The organism is Blastococcus sp. TML/C7B (assembly GCF_016612845.1).
In the GTDB taxonomy this organism is placed as follows: domain Bacteria; phylum Actinomycetota; class Actinomycetes; order Mycobacteriales; family Geodermatophilaceae; genus Blastococcus.
The window spans coordinates 656,437-672,555 of sequence record NZ_JAEOAA010000001.1 but is presented as its reverse complement, the minus strand read 5'-3'; the positions used below and the strand labels follow the sequence as shown (position 1 = coordinate 672,555).

The following is a 16,119-nucleotide window of genomic DNA, read 5'->3' as shown; positions in this document are numbered from 1 at the left end:
GGGCGCCGTGGACCTCAGGTTAGTCGGGCCGGACGTCCCGGTCCTCGTCCGCGGGGAGGACGGAGCCGAGGTCCACGGGCAGGCCCGTCCGGAGCTGCAGGACCGTCACCTCGGTCGTGGTCGCGATCAGCGCGGCCGGCTCGGCACCGGGGTCCGCGCGCGTCGGTCCCGCGGGGCCGCACCCGGCGCCCGACGACGTCGAGGCGGGGGCAGGGGGCAGCGCCGGAGGAGGTGCGGCGGGCGACGGTGCCGGTGGAGCGGGGAGCGGGAGGGCGGGTGCGGCGACGGCCGGATGCGCCGCGCCGGTGGCCGGTCGCGCGTCGGCGCCCCCGGCCGGTGAGGACGTGCCGCTGCTCGGCACGGCCTGGCGACGTTCGCCGGCCGGGCCGCGGTAGCTCGAGGAGACGTCTGCCTGAGCGCCGAGGCACGGCGGGCCGGACACGTGCCCGGAGGCGTCCGCGGTGGTGGGGAGAGCGGGCGCCTGCGCGTTCGTGAGCCCGACCAGCGGAGCCGGAACCGGGGCCGGGGCTGACCGCCGGGAGCGCTGCCGAACCCGTTCCGGCCGGCAAGGCGGCGGGGGTCGGCTGCGAGGAGGAGCTCTCGGTCGGCGGCGCGCACCCCGGCGGCGCAGCGACGGGCTCCGCCGGGTCGGGGGCGGTGGCTGCTCCGAGGACCGGCGCCGTGGCCGTGGTGGTGGTCGTGGTCGTGGTCGCCGTGGTCGGGGCGGGGACGGTGCTCGAACCGGTGGTCGACGCGGTTGCGGCGGACGTCGGCCCGCCCGCCGGGCACCTGCCCGTCACCGCTCCGGTGCCGGTGGTGGCGGTGCCGGTGCCGGTCGCGGTGGTCGTGGCTGTGGCGGCGGTCGTGGTCGTCGTCGGGGCCGGGGCCGGCCCCGGCGCCGGCGCCGTGGACGGGCTGGTGGCCGGGACGCTGGTCACCGGCACCGAACCGCTCGCGGGGGTCGACGACGGCTGCGCGGGCGGAGGCTCGGACGCCGCGACCGGCGCCGGTTCAGGCGCGGGCTCGGCCACGGGCTCGGCCGCGGGCTCGGCCACGGGCTCGTCGGACCCGGCGCTCGTGGGGATCGGTGCCGGTTCCGGGTCCGACGGCTCCTCGGCCGGCTCGCTCGTCGCCGGGAGCGCCTCGTCCGGCGGCTGCGTTGCGGACTCGGGGACCGGCGCGAGCAGTGCGGGCGCCGGCGGAGCGGTGTGGGGCGTGTGCCGGGGCGGGAGCGAGTGGTCCTCGTCGGTTCCGGCGTGGCCGGGATCCGCGGACTGGGCCGCGCCGACCGTCGCACCTGCGGGCTCGACGCCGGGGGGATCCGCGGAGTCGGCCAGGGCCGGCCGGCCGGCCAGCGCCAGCAGCGCCCAGATCCCCACGGCGAGGAGTCCGAGGAGCAGGAGGCGGTGCCGGGGAACCGCGCGGCCGCCACCGGCGTGGGGGAACCCGTCGGGTTCCCTCACGCTGTGCCCCGCGACCACGGTGCTCACCGTGCTGGCTTACGGGCCGGGCCGGGGGTGCGTCAACCGCTTCGGCGCGGAGTCGTTCCGCTGGTGGCGTGGGCATCACTGTTGGTGAGCGCCCCGTGCCGCCAGCCACGCCGCGCACCGCGTCGTCCCGTCGGCCCTGCTCATGGCCTCGGGGACTCCGGGGCGAGCCGGAACACCGTCCACCCCGGTGCGCGCGAGTGCGGGACCAGGCGGGGGAACTCCTCGAAGGTGCCCTCGTGCACGGGGTTGATGTAGGCGAAGAAGAGCGGGGCGGCGTCCTCGCGCTGCTCCTCGCAGAGGCGGGCCAGCAGCAGCTTGAGCGTGGTCGCGCCGAACGAGTTGAACAGGGCGATGACGAGGGGCCCCTCCGGGGGTGTGAAGCCGGCCGCGTCCCCCGGCACGACGTCGACGACCTGGCCGGCGGAGTGCCGGCCGCGCCGCCCGGCCCGCCAGCGGCGGACGTTCTCGGCACCCTCGGCCGCCAGGTCCGGGTCGAGCTCGATGCCGAGCACGCGCCCGAAGCCGAGCTCGGCGGCGAGGAGGACCGCCCGCCCACGTCCCGCTCCCAGGTCCACGAACGTCGCGGCGGCCGGGTCCACGGGGATGGTGGCCACCAGACGGCGCAGCGGGGACAGCCCGATCGGCTGGTAGTAGTTGCCGTCGCCGCCCACGGACAGCCGGGAGAGCGCGCTCTCGTTGCGCACGAAGCCGCGGGTCCGCACCCCGCGGCGCACGTCGAAGACGTACTCGGCCGCGAGCGCGAGGGGCGCACGGGCGAACTCCTTGGTGAGCCGGGCGGCCTCGACGGGGATGCCGCGCAGCCCGTTCCGCCGCGCGGCCGCCAGTCGTTGTCCAGCGCGGGAGAGCTTCCACGTCACCGTCGAGAGAGCCACCTGTCCTCCTTGCGAGCGAGCCGGGGTCGGATCCGGCGCAGCACAGCGGACGGGGGCGCGGCAGGGCAATCGGAGTGCGCACGGAGGGTTCCGGTTCGGCGTGGCACGCCGATCTCCTCACCCGTGCGTGATCAGGACGTGGCCGTGGGTGAAGCCGGAGCCGTCACGCCGTCCAGGCCAGCAACGCGTCGGCGTCCTTGGTGTTGATCACCCGGTCGGGCGCGACGCCGCACTCGATCGCGCGCTCGACGCCGTTGGACTGCCAGTCCAGCTGGCCCGGCGCGTGCGCGTCGGTGTCGATCGCGAACTCGCAGCCGAGCTCGGCGGCCAGGGTGAGCAGCCGCCGGGGCGGGTCCAGCCGCTCCGGACGGGAGTTGATCTCGACGGCGGTGCCGAACTCGACGCAGGCGGCGAAGACGGCCTCGGCGTCGAACGTGCTCTCCGGGCGCGGCTTCTGCTCGCCGTTGCGCTGCCGGCGGCCGATGACCAGCCGCCCGGTGCAGTGCCCGAGGACGTCGGTGTGGGGGTTGGCGACGGCGGTGAGCATCCGCCCGGTCATCTGGGCGCTCGCCGCGCGGAGGTCGGAGTGCACGCTGGCGACGACGACGTCCAGCCGGCCGAGCAACTCGTCGGTCTGGTCCAGGCTGCCATCGGCGTTGATGTCGCACTCGATGCCGGTGAGGATGCGGAAGGGCGCGAGCTCGTCGTTGAGCGCGGCGACCTCGTCGAGCTGCTTCTCCAGCCGCGCCGGGGTGAGGCCGTTGGCGACGGTCAGCCGGGGGGAGTGGTCGGTCAGCGCCATGTACTCGTGGCCCAGCGCGATCGCGGCCTCGGCCATCTCGCGGATCGGGCTGCCGCCGTCGGACCAGTCCGAGTGCAGGTGCAGGTCGCCCTTGAGAGCGGCGCGGAACTCTGCGACGTCGTCGGCCAGCGGGACGAGCTCGGCCAGGTCCTGCTCGAGCTTCGCCAGGTACTCGGGCACCTGCCCCTTGTGCGCCTGCACGACGACGGCGGCGGTCTTGGGGCCCACGCCCTTGAGGTCCTTGAGCGTGCCGGTGCGGATCTTCAGGTCCAGCTGCTCCTCGCCGAGGCCGTCGACGACGGCGGCCGCGGTGCGGAACGCCTGCACCCGGTAGCTGGGCTCGCCGGGCGCGCTCCAGGAGGAAGGCGATCCTCCGGAGCGCGGCCGCGGGCGGGAGCGGGCTGGTCAGCGCCGCGCCTTCTTCAGCTTCTTCTCGGCCTTCTTCTGCGCCTTGGCGGCGCGCTTGGAGGCCTTCTCGAACCCGTGCTCGGTGGCAGCGGCGGCGGCCCGGGCGCTCCTGCGGGCGCGGTAGCCGACCGACGGCCTGCCCTCGGTGTCGACGGCGGCCAGCAGCAGCCCGCCGAGGATGCCGGCGTTCTTCAGGAAGTTCGAGATCTGCCCGAAGCGCTCGGTCGGGTCGTCGTGCTCCCAGAAGCGGTGCCCGGCCAGCGTCGTCGGCACGATCGAGGCCGACAGCACCAGCGCGGTCAGCCGCGGCATCTTGTTGAGCGCGAACAGCGAGCCGGCGGCCACCTTGACGGCGGCGTCGACCTTCACCCACTGCTCGACGTCCTTGGGCACCTCGACCGGGAGCTGCTTGTCGGCGGCGTCCGCGAGCTTCTCGACCACGGGGCGGGCGCCCGGCACGCGGTCCTGCGGCTTGCGCAGGGTGCTGATGCCGCCGTACACGAACGGGGCGGCGAGCAGGGGCCGGGCGATCCGGCGGACCAGCATGGTGACCTCTTTCCCTCTGTACCTCGGTGGGTCGTCGGGTCGTGCACTGCCCGGTGCGCGGCCCGGGCAATCCCCGCACCCGACCGTAGTGATCACCGGCGCGGCGCGCCCTTCGACGCGGGGCGCACCCCGTCCGTCCCCGTCGAGATCGCCGATCTCGCACGGAAGGGGCCCTCGTGGCGTGCGAGATCGCCGATCTCGCCGGGGGTGGGGGTCAGGAGCCGCGGCAGCAGTAGACGGTCAGGGTCGCGCGCTTGCGGAAGCGGAACTCGGTGGCCGGGGCGCCCATCTCGCCGTCGTAGGCCACCCGCTGCGGGCCGGAGCGCGAGACCACCGTCAGCTCGCGCGCCTGGAACCCGCCGTAGCTGCGGCTGCGCTCGCTGACGCCCAGCAGCGTGGACAGCACCGCGCGGGTGCGGCCGAAGCGCAGGTCCGCGCGCAGGTACTGGACGTCGAGGACGCCGTCCTCGAGCCGCGGGCGCCAGGCCGGTGCCAGCCCGCGCGGGGTGTAGGCGCCGTTGCCGACGAAGAGGATCCACACCCGCAGCCGCCGTCCGTCGACGTCGAGCTCGACGGGCGTCCCCGTGCGCAGCACCTGGGCGGCGGCCACGCTGAGCGCCAGCCACTTGCCGAGCGTCCCGGACAGCCGATCGCGGCGGCGCACCATCTCCGGGTAGGCGCCGATGCTCGAGGTGTTGAGGAACGGCGTCCCGTTCACCTCGGCGACGTCGACGCTCACCCCCTCCCCGGCCAGCACCGCGTCGATGGCGTCCTGCGGGGCCAGCAGGCCGACGTCGCGGGCGAAGTGGTTGAGGGTGCCGGCGGGGATGACCGCCAGCGGGAGGCCGTGCTCCAGCGCCACCGCGGCGGCCGCGGCGACGCTGCCGTCGGCCGCCCGCGACGCCGAGGGCGCGGGCGCCCTCGCGGGCCGCCGTCCGCAGCAGCTCGTCGACGCCGGCCTCCTCGGTCGTCTCGAACACCTGCGCGCGGGGGAGCAGGCGGGCGATGTCCGCGGCGGGGTCGTAGTCGTCCGGGCCCGAGCGCGGGTTGACCGCGACGGCGAGCCCCTCGCCCCCGGGGAGGGCCGGTGCGTGCGACGCCGGTCGCACCCGGGCCGGCTCGGTCGGCCGCACCCGCCACCAGTGCTGCGTCGCCGCGGCGACTCCCGCGCCGACGGCGAACCCGGCGACGACGTCCCCCGGGTAGTGCACCCCCACGTGCACGCGGGAGTAGCCGACGGCCAGCCCCAGCGGCGCGAGCGCGGCGCCCACCGGCAGCGACTCCATCGCCATGCCGGTGACGAAGGCCGCCGCCGACGCGGAGTGCCCGCTCGGGAAGGACGACGAGGTCGGCGAGCGGCGCAGCAGCCGCTCGGCGCGCAGGACGATCAGGGTCGGGCCGGCGGCGCCGGAACAGCGTCTTGAGGACGGCGTTGACCACCGTGCTGGAGATCGCCAGCGAGCCGAGTCCGCGCAGGGCACCCCGGCGCAGCGAGCCGCGGCGGAGCGCGAGCAGCCCGCCGATGGCCAGCCAGAGCCGGCCGTGGTCGGCCGCGTGCGTGAGCCGCCGCAGCCAGCGGTCGGCGGGGGAGTGGGGCAGCCCGCCGACCAGCGCGTGCAGGCGGGCGTCCAGGTCGCGCGCGGTAGGCACGCCCGGACGCTAGTTCAGCCGTGCCCCGGGCGCGTCATCCGCTCTGCGCGGTGCGGCCCCCGTGACCCCGCTGGGATCAGGGAACCTGATCGTGGCGTGTCCTCCCTCGTGGTGTGCGGTGAGGGAGGACGCCCGGCGGGGAGGGAGGACGAGCTCCGGAGGGAGCTCAGCGGCTGCGCGCCAGCCGGTTGGGGAGCGGCGCGAGGCGGCGGGGCTCCACCGACCCGCGGTACTCGTACTCCAGCGCGCCGCGCGGGCCGAAGACCTCGACCGGCCCGATGACGCGGAGGGTCGACCAGTCGGCGCCGGCGTACTCGCCGTCGGCGGCGATCTGGCGGTTCAGCTCGGCGCGCAGCACCGAGGTCGCTCCGGCGAGGTGCGCGTAGGGCATCGCCGTCGTGGTCGTGAACCTGCTCATGCCCCGGGAATTCGGCGTCGTCCGGCACTGGCTGTACCGACTCCACCGACGTTCACCCGTTCGGGTGACAGCGGGGCGCTGACCAGCGGTTTCCTGCGCAGTTCGGACGGCGGCACGGCCGGAAAGGTTCCGGAATCGGACCGGCCGCGACCGCGGGTCAGTCGGTCTTCTGGCGGGCCCGGTAGGCGGCGACCGTGGAGCGGCTCGCGCAGGTGTTGGAGCAGTAGCGCCGGCTGGCGTTGCGCGAGGTGTCGACGTAGACGTCGTCGCAGTTCTCGGCCGCGCAGACGCCCAGGCGCCGCCACCCGTGCTGCACGACCACCTGCGACAGGCCCATCGCCACCGTGGTCGTCAGCTGCTCGAGCGCCGGGGCGTCGGGGCGCGCGTAGTGCAGGTGCAGCTCGCCGTCGTGGTCGGTGGCGTACGGCCGTGGTCGCGCCATCGCCAGCAGCTCGTTGAGCCGTCCGAGGACGTCGTCCTGCGTCTCGGCCAGCGCGACGGCGCGCACGAGAGCGGCGGCCGAGGCGGCCTTCTGCGTCTCGCCGGGCGAGAGCTCGAGCGCCGTGCCCGGGGTGAACCACTCGTCGTGGGAGCCCAGGAAGGCAGGCGCCCACTCCGGGTCGCTGCGGTCGGTGTTGGCCAGCTCGATCGCCAGCTCGACCGCCGTCGACCCGTAGGTGTCGTAATCCATGTGGCTCCCTACCGATCCGTGCTACCGTCGCTGCTCGTAGGCGGTCAACGAGCATTGACCCCCTACGGATTCCTCTCCCCTGCAAGTGAAAACGAGCTTCCCCGTGCGCGCGTACCTCCCTGTCTGGCGGCTGCCGTCGGCCCCCGTGCTGCTGATCGCCGGTTTCGCCGGCCGGCTGCCCTCGGCCATGGTCCCGCTGGCGTTGCTGCTCATGGTGCAGCAGCAGACCGGCTCCTACGCCGTGGCCGGGCTCGCGGCCGCGACCCTCGGCGTCGCCTCCGCCGTCATGGCCCCGATCCTCGGCCGGCTCGCCGACCGCCGCGGTCCCCGGCCCGTGCTGCTCGCCCAGGCCGCCGCCTACCCGCTGCTCCTCGCGCTGCTCATCGCCGTCGTCCTCGGTGGCGCTCCCGACGCGGCCGTCGTCGCGGCCTCCGCCGGTGCCGGCGCGGCCACCCCGCTGGTGTCGGGCACGGTGCGCGCGCTGTGGTCCCGGGTCGACCCGCGCGTCCGCCCGACGGCCTACGCGCTGGACGCCACCGCGACCGAGCTCGTCTTCGTCGTCGGCCCCTCGCTGGTCGCCGCGCTCGCCGTCCTCACCTCGCCGGCGCTGGCCGTCGGCGTCGCGGGCGTGCTCGCCGTCGCCGGCTCCCTGGGCATCGCGACCTCCGCGGCCACCCGCGCCTACGTGCCCTCACCGGGGACGGCGTCGGGCATGTTCTCGACCGTGCGGACGCCGGGCATGCCCCGCCTGCTGATCAGCGGCGCGGCCCTGATGCTCGGCTTCGGCGCGCTCGAGGTGGCCGTCCCGGCGTTCGCCGACGGGATCGGTGCCCCCGGCATGTCCGGCCTGCTGCTGGCGCTGTGGGCGCTCGGCTCGACGATCGGCGGTCTGTGGTTCGGCGCCCGCGTGCTCAGCATGTCGCTGCCCCGCCAGTACCGGCTGCTGCTGCTCGGCGTCACGATCGGGCTGGCGCCGCTGGCGTGGATCTCCAGCCCCTGGGCGCTGGGGGTGCTGCTCTTCCTGGGCGGGACGGCGATCGCCCCCACGCTCACCGTGCAGAACACCCTGGTCGGCTCGATGGCCCCGGCGCACGCCACCACCGAGGCGTTCACCTGGCTCTCGACCATCACCGTCGGCGCCTCCGCGGTCGGTGCCGCGGTCGGCGGGGCGCTGATCGAGGGCCGGTTCGGGGTCAGCGGCAGCCTGGCGCTCGCCACCCTGGGCGCGGCGACCGCCGTCGCCATCACGCTGGTGCCCGGCCGCCGGCCCGCCGTCAACGCGGCCGACGCCGTCCGCACCCCCGTCGCCGCCTGATCCGGCACCTCCCGTGCGCCGAGTTCGACGAACTCGTGGCCATCGGCCGCTGATCGCCACGAGTTCGTCGCACTCGTCGCGCGGGCGGGAGGGGTGGCCGACCACCCCGGGCTACGACTCCCCTCCGGGGCGCTGGTAGTCTTCCCGTCGGCGGTTACGAGGGAACTCGGACCCCGGGAGGCTTCGCCTAGTCCGGTCTATGGCGCCGCACTGCTAATGCGGTTTGGGTTAATCCCCATCCCGGGTTCAAATCCCGGAGCCTCCGCGCACGACAACTGAACACCGGCACCCGTAGCTCAACGGATAGAGCATCTGACTACGGATCAGAAGGTTAGGGGTTCGAATCCCTTCGGGTGCACGTCTGGTTGAGACACCGAACGGCGCGCCACCCCGACGGGGGTGGCGCGCCGTTTCGTGTGCAGGGCCCGAGGGGTCCAGCCCGCGGGGTCGAGCCCCGCGGGCCCGCCCGTCACGGGGCGAAGGCGAGGCTCCCCATCGTCGGGCCGCACATCGGCAGACCGATGCCTGCGAAGCCGTTGCCCGTCACGCTGGACGACGTGATCACGCCGTCGGAGTAGACGCCGCACGCCGATCCCTCGGCCTGGGTCCGGGTGATCCGGTTGCGGGTCACCACGATGCCGTCGGCCCGGTAGCCGTCGAGGCCGAGCGCGATGGCCGGGGCGCCGGTGCTGCCCAGCCAGGTCGCGCTGTTGTCCGAGAAGGTCACGTTCCGGGTGTCCCACGGCGATCCGCCCAGCTGGAACACGGTGCCAGACATCTGGTGGAACCGGTTCTGCTGGATGGTGCCGCTGTGGATCTGCGACAGCCGGATGCCGAAGTCGCTCTGCCCGTCGGCGTCGTGGAAGTCGTTGTCGCGGATGTCCAGCCCGGTGATGATGTGGTGGTAGGTCCAGTTGCCGTCCGGCGGGGCGTCCTGGTCGACGCCGCGCCCCGCGCCCAGGCCGGGGAAGGACGTCATCGTCACCGTGTTGCGGGCGAACTCGACGCCGGCGATCGCCCCGGTGCCGAGCGCGTGGAAGGTCACCGCGCGCCCCACCTCGAGGAACTGGTTCCCGGTGACGACCGTGTCCTCCATGACCTCGAGCTCGGAGGCGACGTCGGGGCCGATGTAGACGGCGGGGAAGCTGCGCTCGATGACGCTGTTGGTCACCGCGTTGCGGGTCCCGTGCAGCTCGATGCCCCCGCTGTAGAACCAGGGCAGCCGGTCGTGGGTGATGCGGACCCGGTCGACCACCACGTTCGAGCCGGTGAAGTACATCGCCGAGTAGTCGACCTGCTCCCGGTTGGCCGCCAGTGACGTGCCCCCGTTGACGAAGGTCGAGCCCTCCACGCGGAAGCCGTCGCCGCGGCCCTGCATGACGATGTAGTTCTGGCCGGGCGTGTTCTGCATCGTCACGTCGCGCACGGTGACGCGGTCGGCGCCGTAGGTGTAGACGCCGTAGCCGGTGATCGTGCGGCCCGCGGGCACGAGGTTGTTCGCGCCGTTGAAGTCCCAGGTGCCGCCGGAGATGGTGACGTCCGACGCGCCGTCGATCATGAACAGGTTGCCGCCCCAGAGGGTCGGGGAGCCCGGGATGATGCCGTCGGCGAAGGTGAGGACGGCGCCGGGGTCGGCCGTGACGGTCTGCCCGCTGCGCAGCGAGAACATGAAGTCGGCGTGCAACCGGGTCTGCCGCGGGCTCTCGAAGGTCTCCAGCAGGTACTCCCCGGCCGGGATGTGGACGTGCTGGTTGGCGGCGAGCGCGGCGCGGATGGCCGGCGCGGCGTCGGTGCGCCCGTCCGCCCGCGCGCCGTAGGAGGCGACGCTCACGCCGGCGGGCGCCGGTGCCGGCGCAGCCGCCGGCCGGGGGGCCGGGGCGCTGCTCGACGGGACGGCCGGCGGTGCGCTCGCCTCGGTGGGAGGCGGGGTCGCGGCGGTGGTCTGGGTGGCGGCCACGCTGCCGGCACGGGGCGCGTGCGGATGCGCGCCGCGGGTGCCGTTCCAGGTGCGGTGCCGTGCGGCGTCCGTCACGGCCGTTCCGGTGTCCTCCGCGCTCGGCGACGACGAGATCTGGAACGCCGCCGCGCCGATCAGCGCGAGGGCCGCCACCAGCAGGCAGTTCAGCCGGGTCCGGTGCCGGCGGGCGCGGGTCCGGCGCGCGTCCGCGCGCCAGGCCGGGTCGCCCGTCGCGGGGGTCGTGGACGGGCGGGTGGGGCGGGCGGGGGCTGCTGTCGTCACGAGCCGTGGGTCCTCTCCATGCGGAGACGCCGTCCTCCGAGCCGTCGCCGCGCTGCTGCAGGCGGAACCGGATGCCGTGGATGTGGTCCGGACGGTTCGGGGACGCCGCGTCGTCCGCGGCGATGCGGCGGTGAGGTCCGCGCCGGACCCCTCCTGCCCTCTGTGGTTCGCGGCAGACGGTAGCCACGCGGTACTGATGAGTCACGAAAAAGTCGACATGTCGACTCTTCCCGCCCCATGGGTCACAGCCGTCACATCGAGGGCGCCTTCGCGGGCGCGCCGACGCCGGGATCCCGCGCAGGAGAACTCCCCGCGGGGCGTGCGCCGGCCGCGGGGAGAGCTGAGGGGCGGGGGGCCGGTCCTGACGGTCTGGCCGCGTTGGTCGGTCCACCCAGCGATGGGTGGCCACTCATTGCCGGCTCCCCCGCCCGCACCAACTGTGAGCCAGGCCACAGCGCGGCGTCAACCCCGCCGGGGAGATCGCCCGGCCCCGGGCGTGTCCCTGCTGGTCACGGCCCCCGGGGCGCAGAGATCTACCGCGGGGTTGCCGTCCGTGACGCAACTCGCCGGAGCGCGGGCAGGACACACCGGAGGACACGCCGCCCGCGCCCATCGAATCCGGTGACTCCCTGGCGACGATCCGTGACCTCGTTCATCATCGGGGGGACGACGCACGAAGCGGGGGCAGGGCGATCGAGACCATCCGGCACGGTGCCGCACGACCGGCGCCCTCTGCGCTCGCCACCGTGCTCGCCGGGCTCGTGCTGGGCCTCACCGCGATCGGCGTCCTGGCCGCGCCCCCCGCCGCAGCGATCGACGACCCCGCCGTCCCGGACGCACGCGTGACCGGCGCACCCAGCTGCCGGCCCGGCGGTCTCGTCGTCGAGGTGGTCGGCGGGACCGCCCCCTACGCCGTCCGTCTGGCGACCACCCGCGCGCCCGCCGGCGAGGACGAGGGCGTGGTGCAGCCCGGCGAGACCGTCGTGCTGCGGACCGGCGACGTCGCCCCGGGCGAGACCATCGACGGCCGGCTCGAGTACACGGCGCAGGACGGCTCCGGGCCGGACGTCGTCGACGAGCTCGCCGGCGCCACCTTCACCCGCCCCACCGCCGAGGCCTGCGAGCAGGCGACCGAGAGCCCCGACCCGGAGCCCGGCGACGAGCCGCCGACGCCGGCCGAGCCCACCACGCCGGCCGAGCCGGCTCCCGCGCCGCCGACGACGACCGGCCCCAGGCCGCCTCCCTCGTCGTCCCCGGAACCGACCCCGTCGCCGTCGGCCCCCTCGTCGAGCGCGCCTGCCCCCTCGGCCCCGTCCACCCCGGCGCCGACGACGGCGCCCCGCCCGCCGGCGCCTCCGGCTGAGGCCCGCGAGGGTGCCGCGCCGGTCGAGCGCGGCAGCACGCTCCGGGTGCGCGTGGACGGCTACCAGCCGGGCGAGCTCGTGACCTTCACGCTGCACGGCAGCGACGAGGTGCTCGGCTCGGCCACCGCCGACGACGACGGCGCGGTCGTCACCCAGGTGCTCATCCCGGCGTGGACGGCGGCGGGCCCGGTCTCGCTGGACGCCGTCGGCACCACGTCCTCCGCCGTCGCCGGCGTCCCGCTCGACGTGACCGCCACCGCGGTGACCGAGCCGGCGGAGGCGGGGCCGCCGCTGGTCCCGCTTCTCGCCGCGGCCGCTGCGCTCGCGGTCGCCGGCGGCGCGCTGGTGTCCATGACGAAGCCGCGACCCGGGCGCGGCTGAGTCCCGACCCGCCCGGCGCGCGGTTTCGGCCGGAGAGGAACGGGGGACGACGCCCGCGTGAGCCTCTCCGAGGACGCGCGGATCCCCCCGGCTCCGGCCGTTCCCCCCGGGACCGCACCCCGCCCCGCCGGGACGTGGCTCCGTGTCGTGGAGGTGCACGACCGCATCACCCGGCGGGTCGACTCCGCTCTGCACCGCCGGCACGGCCTCTCGCTGACCGGCTTCGAGGCGCTGCGCCGGATCGCCGACGCCCCGGGGGAGCGCGCGTCGATGGGCGAGGTGGCCGAGGCGCTCGGGCTCTCCCGGCCGGGCGTGACCAGCACGGTGAGCCGGCTGGTGGCCGACGGGCTGGTGCGGCGCGAGCGCGTGGACGCCGACCGGCGGGTGCTGCACGCCCGCCTCACCGACGCCGGGCGCCGGCGGGTCGCCGAGGCGGCGATCACCCACGACGAGCTGGTCGCGCAGCTGCTCACCCCGCTCGGTGACGACGCCGCCGTCGTCACCGACGCCCTGGCGCGGGTCTCCGCCGCCGCCCGTTCCCGGCGCTGACCCGACGCCCACGACCGGGAACGGAACCGTCCGGACCGTTGCAGCTTCGTTGCCAACTGGGCGGGCCCGGCCCGACGACCTGTGTTTGCATGGCTGTGGTCCCGATCACAACGACGTGGAGGAGGCGGCCGTGCGGTCGCCCTCAGGACGGCCCGCCCGAGGAGTTCGCCGGCGGTGACGCCGGCCGGTGCACTCGCCCGCGACCAGCGGGCCACGAGCCGATCCTCGGCTGAACTGCCGTCCGCCAGCTCACCGACCGGAGGAAACCGTGCGCTCCACCCGAACGACCGCTCCCGCCCTGACCGCCGCGACTCTGCTGCTGCTCGCTGCCTGCGGGGACGACGAGGGGGGATCCTCCGGCGGGGGTGATGCCGCCTCGTACCCCGACGACGACATCACCCTCTACGTCCCCTACGCGCCCGCCGGCCCGACCGACCTCGCCGCACGCACCATCGCGAGCTGCATGGAGGACGAGTTCGGCCAGACCGTCATCGTGGAGAACCGCGAGGGCGCTTCGGGTTCGATCGGCATGCAGGCCATGCTGGCCGGCGACCCGGACGGCTACACGCTCTCCCTGATCGCCGTCCCGGCGACGGCGACCAACCCGTTGCAGGGCGACGACGTCGGCTACACCAACGACGACTACGTCCCGATCGCCGCGGTCACCCAGATCCCCTCGGCCCTCGTCGTCGGCCCGGACTCCGAGTACGCGGACGCCGAAGCGTTCTTCGAGGCGGCCCGGGAGAACCCCGGCGACCTCAACGTCGGGGTCCCCGGGACGACCACCTCGCAGGCGATGGAGCTCAAGCGGATGGCCGAGGAGTACGACACCGAGCTCACCCTCGTGCCGTTCACGGGCAACGCGGAGATGACGACGGCGCTCGCCGGTGGCAACGTCGATGCGATCTTCATCAACAGCTCGCAGGACGTGCTGGAGAACATCGACGCCGGCAAGTTCGTGCCGCTGGCCGTCAGCACGCCCGAGCCGGTCGACTACATCGACGCCCCGCCGCTGGCCGAGGTCGGCTTCCCGGAGCTGACCAACAGCGTCTCGGTGTTCGGCCTGGCCGCCCCGGCCGAGACGCCCGACGAGATCGTCGGCACGCTCGAGGACACCGTCAGCACCTGCCTCGAGAAGCCCGACGTCGTCGAGCAACTGGGGGAGCAGTACGTGCCGGACGAGTTCATCGGCACCGACGCCTTCCGGGAGCGCATCGACGAGATCGTCGACGTCTACGGCCCGATCCTCGGGGACTGACCGAGCGGTTCCGCCCATCGACGGGAGTTCGATGTCCAGGCACCTGTTCCGGCTCGCGCCGCTCGTCCTGCTGCTGCTCGGCATCGCCGCGATGCTGATGGCCCGGGACTTGACCCTGGGGGAGTTCCGCTCGCCCGGGCCCGGCCTCTGGCCGTTCCTCTGCGCGACCCTGCTCGCGCTGACAGCGCTGGTCCTGCTCGTCGTCGACGACCCGGAGGACTACGAGCCGTGGACCCGCGGAACGGTCGGCATCGGCCTGGGGCTGGTCAGCCTCGCGGTGTTCATCGTGTTGTTCCAGGAGATCGGCTTCCTCGTCCCGGCGGTGCTCATGCTGCTGGTCTGGTTGCGGCTGTTCGCCCGGGAGCCGTGGAGGTGGGCGCTGCCGCTGGCGGTGATCGGCGCGGTGGTCTTCCACCTGGTGTTCGTCGAGGCCCTCGGCGTGCCCTTCCCCGACGACATCGTGCTGGGAGGCTGACGTGGGCATCCTGGACGGCCTCGGCGAGGGCTTCTCCGTCGCGCTCGACCCGCATCAACATCCTGTACGTCTTCCTGGGCGTGCTGATCGGCACCGTCATCGGCGTCCTCCCCGGCCTCGGGCCGACGGCGACGATCGCGCTGCTGCTGCCGCTGACCTACGAGATCGAGCCGGCGACGGCGGTGATCATGTTGGCCGGCATCTACTACGGCTCCATGTACGGCGGCACCATCACGTCGGTGCTGCTGCGGCTGCCCGGCGAGGCGGCATCGGTGGTCACGGTGTTCGACGGGCACCAGATGGCGATGCAGGGCCGGGCGGGGCCGGCGCTGGGCATCGCGGCGGTGGGCTCGTTCATCGGCGGCACCGTCTCGGTGATCGGGCTGATCCTGCTCGCGCCGCCGCTGGCCGACCTGGCGGTCGAGTTCGGCCCTCCGGAGTACGTGGCGCTCACCGCGTTCGGCATCCTGCTGGTCACCTACCTGGGGACCAAGCACCCGGTGAAGGCCCTGTGCATGGCAGCGCTGGGCCTGCTGCTGGCCACCATCGGCCAGGACGCGATCACCGGCACCACGCGGTTCACCTTCGACCAGGTGGAGCTCTTCGACGGACTGGACTTCGTCGCGGTGGCCATGGGCCTGTTCGGTGTGGGGGAGATCCTCTACAACCTCGAGCAGACCGAGAAGGCCGAGCAGATCAAGACGCGGATCAAGAACATCTGGCCCTCTCGTCGGGACTTCCGCGACTCCTCCGGCGCCATCGGGCGCGGTTCGGTGCTCGGCTTCGTGCTGGGCGTGCTGCCGGGCGGTGGCGGGGTCATCTCCTCGCTGGCCTCCTACGCGCTGGAGAAGCGCCGCGCCAAGGACCCGACACGGTTCGGCAAGGGCGCCATCGAGGGCGTCGCGGGGCCGGAGACGGCGAACAACGCGTCCTCCACCTCGGCGTTCGTGCCGCTGCTGACCCTGGGCATCCCGGCGAACGTCGTGCTGGCGCTGATCTACGGCGCGCTGCTCATCCAGGGCATCACCCCCGGCCCGCAGCTGATCGACCAGAACCCGGACATCTTCTGGGGCGTCATCGCCTCGATGTTCATCGGCAACCTGATGCTGTTGGCGCTCAACGTGCCGCTGGTGGGCGTCTTCGTGCAGCTGCTGCGCGTGCGGGCGGGCATCCTCGCCGCCTTCGCGCTGCTGATCACGATGGCCGGAGTCTTCTCGGTCAACAACGACCCGTTCGACATGTGGGTCGTGCTGGTGTTCGGCGTCGTCGGCTGGCTGATGAAGAAGACCGGGTTCGAGCCCGGGCCGCTCGTGCTGGCGTTCGTGCTCGGCTCGATCCTCGAGCGGGCGTTCCGCCAGTCGATGCTGCTCTCCGGAGGGGAGTTCGACATCTTCATCACCCGGCCGCTCTCGGGCACGATCTTCGCGCTCATGGCGGCGGTGGTCATCTACAGCACGGTGCGCGGGATCCGGCGGCAGCGCCGGGGCCGGCCGGCGGCGCTGTACGCCGACCAGCTCGAGTCCGCGGCGCCGGGTCAGGACACCCCGGGCGCCCGAGTCCGAGGGGACCTCGTGGACCCCTGAGTCGGACCACGACGACGCGACGCGGGAGGTCGGCCCCGGCGAGCGGGACGGCGGTGG

At 74.4% G+C, this 16,119-nt stretch carries 12 protein-coding genes, 2 tRNA genes and 2 pseudogenes; 8 read left to right on the top strand and 8 right to left on the bottom strand.

Annotation, left to right across the window (positions count from 1 at the left end):
• Positions 1-1,630 precede the first annotated feature (1,630 nt).
• The 7 genes and pseudogenes from JKP76_RS03320 to JKP76_RS03290 all read right to left on the bottom strand — a co-directional run bounded on the left by JKP76_RS03320 (position 1,631) and on the right by JKP76_RS03290 (position 6,898).
• Positions 1,631-2,383: a class I SAM-dependent methyltransferase gene (locus tag JKP76_RS03320; RefSeq protein ID WP_200489537.1), complete on the bottom strand. Its 753-nt coding sequence runs from the start codon at positions 2,381-2,383 to the stop codon at positions 1,631-1,633.
• A gap of 163 nt (positions 2,384-2,546) precedes the next feature.
• The gene (locus tag JKP76_RS03315; RefSeq protein WP_309232829.1) at positions 2,547-3,512 is read right to left on the bottom strand and encodes a PHP domain-containing protein; all 966 of its coding nucleotides are present in this window, start codon (positions 3,510-3,512) and stop codon (positions 2,547-2,549) included.
• Between the two features lie 78 nt (positions 3,513-3,590).
• Positions 3,591-4,139: a DoxX family membrane protein gene (locus tag JKP76_RS03310; protein WP_200489536.1), complete on the bottom strand. Its 549-nt coding sequence runs from the start codon at positions 4,137-4,139 to the stop codon at positions 3,591-3,593.
• Between the two features lie 214 nt (positions 4,140-4,353).
• A pseudogene (locus JKP76_RS03305) lies at positions 4,354-5,016 on the bottom strand (diacylglycerol/lipid kinase family protein); the annotation flags it as partial.
• Positions 5,017-5,284: 268 nt separating this feature from the next.
• Positions 5,285-5,620, bottom strand: a pseudogene (locus tag JKP76_RS23840) (phosphatase PAP2 family protein); the annotation flags it as partial.
• A 335-nt stretch (positions 5,621-5,955) separates the two neighbouring features.
• Positions 5,956-6,207, bottom strand: coding sequence for a hypothetical protein (locus JKP76_RS03295; protein WP_200489534.1), 252 nt, complete (start codon positions 6,205-6,207; stop codon positions 5,956-5,958).
• Positions 6,208-6,364: 157 nt separating this feature from the next.
• On the bottom strand, positions 6,365-6,898 hold the full coding sequence (locus JKP76_RS03290) for a CGNR zinc finger domain-containing protein (RefSeq protein ID WP_200489533.1): 534 nt from the start codon (positions 6,896-6,898) through the stop codon (positions 6,365-6,367).
• Between the two features lie 103 nt (positions 6,899-7,001).
• On the opposite strand from JKP76_RS03290, the gene JKP76_RS03285 reads away from it, so the two are divergent.
• The 3 genes from JKP76_RS03285 (at position 7,002) to JKP76_RS03275 (ending at position 8,571) form a co-directional block, all read left to right on the top strand.
• Positions 7,002-8,213, top strand: a complete 1,212-nt coding sequence (locus JKP76_RS03285; protein ID WP_200489532.1) for an MFS transporter — start codon at positions 7,002-7,004, stop codon at positions 8,211-8,213.
• 176 nt (positions 8,214-8,389) lie between these two features.
• Positions 8,390-8,478, top strand: a tRNA-Ser gene (locus JKP76_RS03280).
• Between the two features lie 20 nt (positions 8,479-8,498).
• Positions 8,499-8,571 (top strand) — tRNA-Arg (locus JKP76_RS03275).
• A 111-nt stretch (positions 8,572-8,682) separates the two neighbouring features.
• Here the strand turns inward: JKP76_RS03275 and JKP76_RS03270 are convergent.
• Positions 8,683-10,452, bottom strand: coding sequence for a right-handed parallel beta-helix repeat-containing protein (locus JKP76_RS03270; protein WP_200489531.1), 1,770 nt, complete (start codon positions 10,450-10,452; stop codon positions 8,683-8,685).
• A gap of 746 nt (positions 10,453-11,198) precedes the next feature.
• On the opposite strand from JKP76_RS03270, the gene JKP76_RS03265 reads away from it, so the two are divergent.
• The 5 genes from JKP76_RS03265 to JKP76_RS03245 all read left to right on the top strand — a co-directional run bounded on the left by JKP76_RS03265 (position 11,199) and on the right by JKP76_RS03245 (position 16,062).
• Entirely contained in the window at positions 11,199-12,197 is a 999-nt protein-coding gene (locus tag JKP76_RS03265) for a hypothetical protein (RefSeq protein ID WP_200489530.1), read from the top strand.
• Between the two features lie 147 nt (positions 12,198-12,344).
• Complete coding sequence (locus tag JKP76_RS03260) at positions 12,345-12,746, top strand: MarR family transcriptional regulator (protein WP_309232828.1); 402 nt, start codon at positions 12,345-12,347, stop codon at positions 12,744-12,746.
• Between the two features lie 268 nt (positions 12,747-13,014).
• Complete coding sequence (locus JKP76_RS03255; protein ID WP_200489528.1) at positions 13,015-14,004, top strand: tripartite tricarboxylate transporter substrate binding protein; 990 nt, start codon at positions 13,015-13,017, stop codon at positions 14,002-14,004.
• A 31-nt stretch (positions 14,005-14,035) separates the two neighbouring features.
• Positions 14,036-14,479, top strand: coding sequence for a tripartite tricarboxylate transporter TctB family protein (locus JKP76_RS03250; protein WP_200489527.1), 444 nt, complete (start codon positions 14,036-14,038; stop codon positions 14,477-14,479).
• An 80-nt stretch (positions 14,480-14,559) separates the two neighbouring features.
• The gene (locus JKP76_RS03245; RefSeq protein ID WP_309232827.1) at positions 14,560-16,062 is read left to right on the top strand and encodes a tripartite tricarboxylate transporter permease; all 1,503 of its coding nucleotides are present in this window, start codon (positions 14,560-14,562) and stop codon (positions 16,060-16,062) included.
• The last annotated feature ends 57 nt before the right edge of the window (positions 16,063-16,119 follow it).

Bases quoted from the DNA above. Each gene is read 5' to 3' on its own strand.
- JKP76_RS03310 (WP_200489536.1), bottom strand. From the start codon at position 4,139: ATGCTGGTCCGCCGGATCGCCCGGCCCCTGCTCGCCGCCCCGTTCGTG.
- JKP76_RS03290 (WP_200489533.1), bottom strand. From the start codon at position 6,898: ATGGATTACGACACCTACGGGTCGACGGCGGTCGAGCTGGCGATCGAG.
- JKP76_RS03295 (WP_200489534.1), bottom strand. From the start codon at position 6,207: ATGAGCAGGTTCACGACCACGACGGCGATGCCCTACGCGCACCTCGCC.
- JKP76_RS03250 (WP_200489527.1), top strand. From the start codon at position 14,036: ATGTCCAGGCACCTGTTCCGGCTCGCGCCGCTCGTCCTGCTGCTGCTC.